Source organism: Streptacidiphilus anmyonensis (genome assembly GCF_000787855.1).
GTDB lineage: Bacteria > Actinomycetota > Actinomycetes > Streptomycetales > Streptomycetaceae > Streptacidiphilus > Streptacidiphilus anmyonensis.
This window is the reverse complement of record NZ_BBPQ01000037.1, coordinates 47,536-53,596: the sequence shown is the minus strand read 5'-3', so window position 1 is coordinate 53,596 and position 6,061 is coordinate 47,536. Positions and strand designations below refer to the sequence as shown.

At 74.4% G+C, this 6,061-nt stretch carries 4 protein-coding genes and 1 pseudogene; 2 read left to right on the top strand and 3 right to left on the bottom strand.

What is annotated here, in order from left to right:
- The 3 genes and pseudogenes from TR50_RS47045 to TR50_RS26665 all read right to left on the bottom strand — a co-directional run.
- A pseudogene (locus TR50_RS47045) lies at positions 1-263 on the bottom strand (serine/threonine-protein kinase); the annotation flags it as partial.
- A 117-nt stretch (positions 264-380) separates the two neighbouring features.
- The gene (locus tag TR50_RS26670) at positions 381-1,037 is read right to left on the bottom strand and encodes a class I SAM-dependent methyltransferase (RefSeq protein ID WP_042427188.1); all 657 of its coding nucleotides are present in this window, start codon (positions 1,035-1,037) and stop codon (positions 381-383) included.
- A gap of 46 nt (positions 1,038-1,083) precedes the next feature.
- Entirely contained in the window at positions 1,084-2,436 is a 1,353-nt protein-coding gene (locus TR50_RS26665; RefSeq protein WP_052441341.1) for a M48 family metallopeptidase, read from the bottom strand.
- Between the two features lie 125 nt (positions 2,437-2,561).
- Between TR50_RS26665 and TR50_RS26660 the strand changes: the two genes are divergently transcribed.
- Both TR50_RS26660 and TR50_RS26655 read left to right on the top strand, forming a co-directional pair.
- On the top strand, positions 2,562-4,769 hold the full coding sequence (locus TR50_RS26660; RefSeq protein WP_042427185.1) for an acyl-CoA dehydrogenase family protein: 2,208 nt from the start codon (positions 2,562-2,564) through the stop codon (positions 4,767-4,769).
- Between the two features lie 10 nt (positions 4,770-4,779).
- Positions 4,780-5,973: a lipid-transfer protein gene (locus TR50_RS26655; RefSeq protein WP_042427182.1), complete on the top strand. Its 1,194-nt coding sequence runs from the start codon at positions 4,780-4,782 to the stop codon at positions 5,971-5,973.
- The last annotated feature ends 88 nt before the right edge of the window (positions 5,974-6,061 follow it).

Below are 6,061 nucleotides of genomic sequence, written 5' to 3'. Positions count from 1 at the left end.
GTGTTCGGCGGGGTGAAGGGGGCGGGGCCGCCGAGGGATGCGTGGTAGCCGCCGCCGGACGGGGGCGCAGCGGGGATCGGCGGCAGGACCGCCGTCTCCTCCGCGTCACTCGGCGCGGGCGCGGCGCCCGCGCCCGTACCCGCGCTCGCGCGCGGATCCTGAGGGGGTGTGGCGCGCGGCGCGCCCCCGCGGACCCAACCGCCCGCGCCGCCGTTCGCGGTCGGATCCCACACTGCGGGGCTCGTGCCGTCCCGATCGCTCATCGCCCACCTCGCCGCGTACCGCAGGTACCCCGAAACCGATGGGCGCCACCGTATCGAACCCCCGCAGCGCGCAGGCGGCTTTGTGCGATCAAGAACTCCGCTTTCGGCGCTGCCCGCTCAGCCCTCGCGGCGCAGAACCCGCAGCGAGCCGGTGACCGAGACCTCGCGGAAGCCCTCGTCGAGCGCACGCAGGTAGACGCGGTACGGCGCCTGGCCGCCGTCCTGCGGGTCGGGGAAGACGTCGTGCACGACCAGCAGGCCCTGCGGCGCGAGATGCGGGACCCAGCCCTCGTAGTCGCCGGTCGCGTGCTCGTCGGTGTGGCCGCCGTCGATGAAGACCAGGCCGACCTGCGTGCCCCACAGCGCCGCGAGCTGCGGAGAGCGTCCGACGAGCGCGACGACGTACGGCTCCAGCCCGGCCGCGTGGAGGGTGCGGCGGAAGCGGGGGAGGGTGTCCATCAGGCCGACCTCGGGGTCGACCAGGCTGGTGTCGTGGTACTCCCAGCCGGGCTGCTGCTCCTCCGAGCCCCGGTGGTGGTCGACGGTGATCGCGACGGTCCCGGCCAGTCGGGCCGCCTCGGCGAGCAGGAGGGTGGAGCGGCCGCAGTACGTGCCGATCTCCAGTACCGGCAGGCCGGTGGCGGCGGTCGCCTCGGCGGCCGCCGCGTAGAGGGCGAGGCCCTCGTCCACCGGCATGAACCCCGTCGCCGCCTCGAAGGCGGCCAGCACCCGCGCCTGCGGCCGGGCGGGGCTGATCTCTCGCGTCGCGTCCATAGCGGGTCACCCTACCGGCCGGTCACTTCGTCGGCGCGGCCGTCCTTCAGCGGTCGGTCACCGCGGCCTCGATGCGGCGGCCCACAGGCGCCAGCTCCCGGTCGATCGCGACCGAGCTCGGCTCGTCGAGCGTGACGGCGGGCTCGCCGGCGGGCAGGCCGCGCACGAAGGCGAGCCGCAGGTGGGTCGGCGGGTGGGTCGTGTCGAACGACTCGCGGCCGAGCTGCGCCGCTATCACGCGGCGGGTGCGCTCCTCCGGCGGGATCGAGCGGACGTAGGCGGCGAGGCTGGTCCACAGGTCCGGCTGCTCCTCGGTCGGCCGCTTCTCCTCCTGGTCGGCCCCCTGTACGGCCGTCCCGCGCGCAGCGCGTCGGCGCTGCGCGGGGATTCGCTGGGCCGCCATGCTCCGCTGCGCGATCATGGTCTCGTAGGCGGTCTCCAGGCGCAGTGCCTCCATGAGGCCGGCGGCGCCTGCCGTGCCCGCCAGCCGGACCGTGAAGGAGTCCGCCAGGTACTCGGCCCGGCGGCTGTCCAGGCGGGTGACCCGCAGCAGCAGACGCAGGTAGAGCTCGGCGACGGCGTTCAGGACCGTCTGGAGCGCGTACGCGAGCATGGCTGCGAGCGCCTCGACGCCGGCGCGCGTCCGGATCCGCGACGGTCTCAGCAGCTGCACCCACTCGGACAGGCTGCCGAGAGCCGCACCGAGCCAGACACCGCGACGGCTGTCGCCGTTGGCACCGTGGCCGAACTCGTGGGCCAGCAGGGCGACCCGCTCCTGTTCGGTGAGGGACACCCACAGCGGCAGTCCCAGGATCAGCACCGTCCGGCGGCGCCAGCCGACGCGTGCGTAGGAGGCGTTGAACCGGCCGTCGACCAGGATGACGTCGGCGCGGCGGGTGCCCAGCTCGTCCGCGACGCCGTCAGCCAGCGCCCACAGCCGCGGCGCCTCCTCGCGGGTGACCCGGTGCCGCTTGGCCGCGAGCCGGGAGAGACTGCCGAGCCGGGGACGGCCCAGCCAGGCGGCCCCGAGCAGCAGCACCGCGGCGATGTCGGCCGTCCACACGTTGATCCGCAGCAGCACCACGGCACCGGCGAGCGCGGCCAGCGTGAGCAGGTGGACGGGCAGGGCGAGGAGGGCGACGGCCAGGTGCGCGCCGCCGCGACGCGGGCGCAACTCCGCCCCCTGCGTGGTGACCTGCTGGTAGAGGCGCTGTTCCAGGGCCTCGTCGAGCTGGGCGAGTCGACCACGCGTCTTGCCCGCTCCGTCGGTGCTCGGTGCGCCCTGCGGCAGGGCGTTCCAATGGCACGAAGGGCACCACTTGGTGAATCGCGGGTCAGTCGTGAGCGAGCCTGAGCATTTCGGGCAGACGGTCTTTTCGCTGGTCACGGGCGTGGTCATGACGGGAGATCATGCCCGATCGGCACCCGCCGAGGAAGGGGAGTCCAAGGAGCCCGACGCCGGGCTTCCCAATTTCTGGAACACGTTCTAATCTGACGCCACGTCAGCTCAGGAAAGGGGCGTCCATGGCCGTCGGCATCAGCGAGGAGCACCGGGAGTTGCGGGGCTCGGTGCGGCGCCTGCTGGAGCGGGAGGTTCCCGGGCCGGTGGTCAGGGCGGCGCTGGCGGAGGAGCCGGGTGCGGTGGGGACCGCCCGGCCCTCGTGGTGGAAGGGGCTGGCCGAGCAGGGACTGCTCGGCCCGCACCTGCCCGAGGCGGCGGGCGGTGGCGGCGGCGGACTGCTCGATCTCGCCGTGGTCGTCGAGGAGACCGGCCGGGCGCTGCTGCCCGGCGGCTACCTGCCGACGGTTCTCGCCGCCGCGCTGCTCGCCCGCGCGGATCGCGGCGACCCGCGCCTCGCCGCTCTCGCCGAGGGCGGACTGACCGCCGCCGTGGCCTGGCGCGGAGCGGTGACGGCGACGCCGGACGGACGCCTGGACGAGGCGGCCGGCGTCGTGCCCGGTGCGGCGGAGGCGGAGCTGCTGGTGGTCCGGGCCGTCGGTGAGAGCGGTCCGGTCTGGTACGCGGTCCCCGCCTCCGCCGCGCGGATCACCCCGCTGACGCCGCTCGACCCGACCCGCGGGCTCGCCCGCGTCGCGTTCGACGACGTCCCGGCCGAGCGCCTCGACGGCCTCGCCGACATCGACACCAGTGGTGATACTGACAACGCCGCCGACGCCGCCGACGCCGCTGGCGCGGCTGAGCGCGGTGACGCCGCCGCGGACGCGGTCGTGCGGACGCTGCTCGCCGCCGAGGCCTGTGGCCTCGCTCGCTGGGCGCTGGAGACCGCCACCGCCCACGCCAAGGTCCGCGAGCAGTTCGGTCGGCCCATCGGCCAGTTCCAGGCTGTCAAGCACCTCTGCGCCGGGCTGCTGGTCCGCGCCGAGAAGGCCGCCGCAGCGACCTGGGCCGCCGCGCGGGAGACCACGCCGTTGACCGCCGCCGTCGCCGCGGCCCTCGCTGTCGACGCGGCCTGCGCCAACGCCGAGGACTGCGTCCAGATCCTCGGCGGCATCGGCTTCACCTGGGAGCACGACGCCCACCTGCGCCTGCGCCGGGCTCTCTCGCTGCGCCAACTCCTCGGCGGAGAAGGGGCGCTGTGGCGTGCGGTCGCCGACGCGGCCGCGCACACCGGGGAGTGGCGTCCGCAGCTGGAACTGCCGCCCGAGGCGGAGGAGTTCCGCGCCGACGCCCGAGCCGCCGCGGTCGCCGTCGCCGGGCTCGATCCGGCCGGGCAGCGCCGCCGCCTCGCGCCCGACGGCTGGGCCGCGCCGCACCTCCCGCCCCCCTACGGGCTGGGAGCCGGACCGCTGCGCCAACTCGTCGTCGAGCAGGAGCTGCGCGCCGCCGGGGTGCGGCTGCCGGACCTGACCATCGGCAACTGGGTCGTGCCCTCCCTCGTCGCCCACGGCACCGACGCCCAGCGCGAGCGGCTGCTGATGCCGACCCTGCGCGGCGAGCTGACCTGGTGCCAGCTCTTCTCCGAGCCGGAGGCCGGCTCCGACCTCGCCTCGCTGCGCACCCGCGCGGTCCGGCAGGAGGACGGCAGTTGGCGTGTCGACGGCCAGAAGGTGTGGACCTCCAGCGCCCGGACCGCCGACTTCGGCATCCTGCTCGCCCGCACCTCACCGGAGAAGCCCAAGCACCAGGGCCTCACCTACTTCGTCGTCGACATGCGCGGCACGCCGGGCATCAGCATCCGCCCGCTGCGCGAACTGACCGGCGACGCCGTCTTCAACGAGGTCTTCCTCGACGACGTGCGGCTGCCCGCCGACGCCGTGGTCGGCGCCGTCGACGACGGGTGGCGGGTGGCCCGGCACACGCTCGGCAACGAGCGCGTCCACATGGCCGACGCCAGCCCCACCGGCCCCGCCGTCCAGCGCCTGCTGCGCGCGACGGGCGGCGACCCGGCCGTGGTCGGCCGCCTCGTCGCCGACGAGCACGTCCTCGCCTGCATCGACCTGCGCACCACGCTCAGCGCGCTCGACGGCCTGGACCCCGGGGCGGGCGGGAGCGTGCGCAAGCTCGTCTCCGCCCCGCACGCGCAGCGCGTCGCCGCATACGCGCTGGAGCTGTGCGGGGAGGCGGGCGCGGTGTACGAGGACGTCGGGCGCGTGGCCGGGCACGCGGCGCTGATGTCGCGCTGCCTGACCATCGCCGGCGGCACCACCCAGGTCCAGCTCAACGTCGTCGCCGAGCGCATCCTCGGCCTCCCACGCGACCCGCAGCCCTAACGGAGGAGAGATGACCGAGAAGGTGTTCCTCGTCGGCGTCGGCATGACGAAGTTCGAGAAACCCGAATCACGTGACTGGCACTACTGGGACATGGCCAAGGAGGCCGGCGAGGCCGCCCTCGCCGACGCCGGGATCGGCTACGACCTCGTCGAGCAGGCCGCCGTCGGCTACTGCCACCAGCAGTCCACCGCCGGGCAGCGCGCCGTCTACACCATCGGCCTGAGCGGCGTCCCGGTCTACAACGTCAACAACAACTGCGCCACCGGCTCGACCGCCCTGATGATGGCGCGTCAGTTCGTGGCGGGTGGAATCAACGACTGCGTGCTCGCGCTGGGCTTCGAGCAGATGAGCAAGGGCGCGCTCGGCGGCGGCGCGGGCGCGGGCGGTTTCGCGGCCAGCCCCGTCGCCCGCCACTACGGCGTCATGGCCGCCCGGCACGGCTTCGAGGCCACCCCGCCGACCGCGCAGATCTTCGGCAACGCCGCCCGCGAGCACATGGAGCGCCACGGCACCACCGCCGAGCAGCTCGCCCTCGTCGGCGTGAAGAACCACCGGCACTCGGCGGCCAATCCCCGCGCCCAGTTCCGCGACGAGTACACCCTGGAGGAGGTGCTGGCCGCGCGGACCATCCACGCGCCGCTCACCAAGCTCCAGTGCTCGCCCACCTCCGACGGGGCGGCGGCCGCGATCGTGGCGAGCGGGCGCTTCGTGCGCGAGCACGGCCTGGAGGATCGCGCGGTGGAGATCGCGGCCCAGGCGATGACGACCGACACGGAGGAGAGTTTCGCCTCCGGCTCCTGCATCGACGTCGTCGGCAAACCGATGTCGCGCGAGGCGGGGCGGGCCGTCTTCGAGCAGTCCGGCCTCGGGATCGAGGACGTCGACGTCATCGAGCTGCACGACTGCTTCTCCGTCAACGAGCTGCTCACCTACGAGGCGCTCGGGATGTGTCCGGACGGCGCGGGCGGCAAGCTCGTCGCCGAGGGCGCGACCACCTACGGCGGCCGCTGGGTGGTCAACCCCTCGGGCGGCCTGATCTCCAAGGGGCACCCTCTGGGCGCCACCGGCCTCGCGCAGTGCGCCGAACTCGTCTGGCAGCTGCGAGGCGAGGCGGAGGGCCGCCAGGTCCCGAACGCACATGTGGGTCTCGCCCACAACATCGGCCTCGGCGGCGCAGCTGTCGTGACTCTGCTGCGCAGGTGACCGCCCCGGACGACCACCGGAGGCGGCTCTGTGTGACTGACCCGTGTCAGGGCGTTCTCAACTCGAGCGCTTTGCGCTAGAACTTGTT

Coding starts and splice junctions, on each gene's coding strand:
- TR50_RS26670 (WP_042427188.1), bottom strand. CDS start 1,037: ATGGACGCGACGCGAGAGATCAGCCCCGCCCGGCCGCAGGCGCGGGTG.
- TR50_RS26660 (WP_042427185.1), top strand. CDS start 2,562: ATGGCCGTCGGCATCAGCGAGGAGCACCGGGAGTTGCGGGGCTCGGTG.
- TR50_RS26655 (WP_042427182.1), top strand. CDS start 4,780: ATGACCGAGAAGGTGTTCCTCGTCGGCGTCGGCATGACGAAGTTCGAG.
- TR50_RS26665 (WP_052441341.1), bottom strand. CDS start 2,436: ATGACCACGCCCGTGACCAGCGAAAAGACCGTCTGCCCGAAATGCTCA.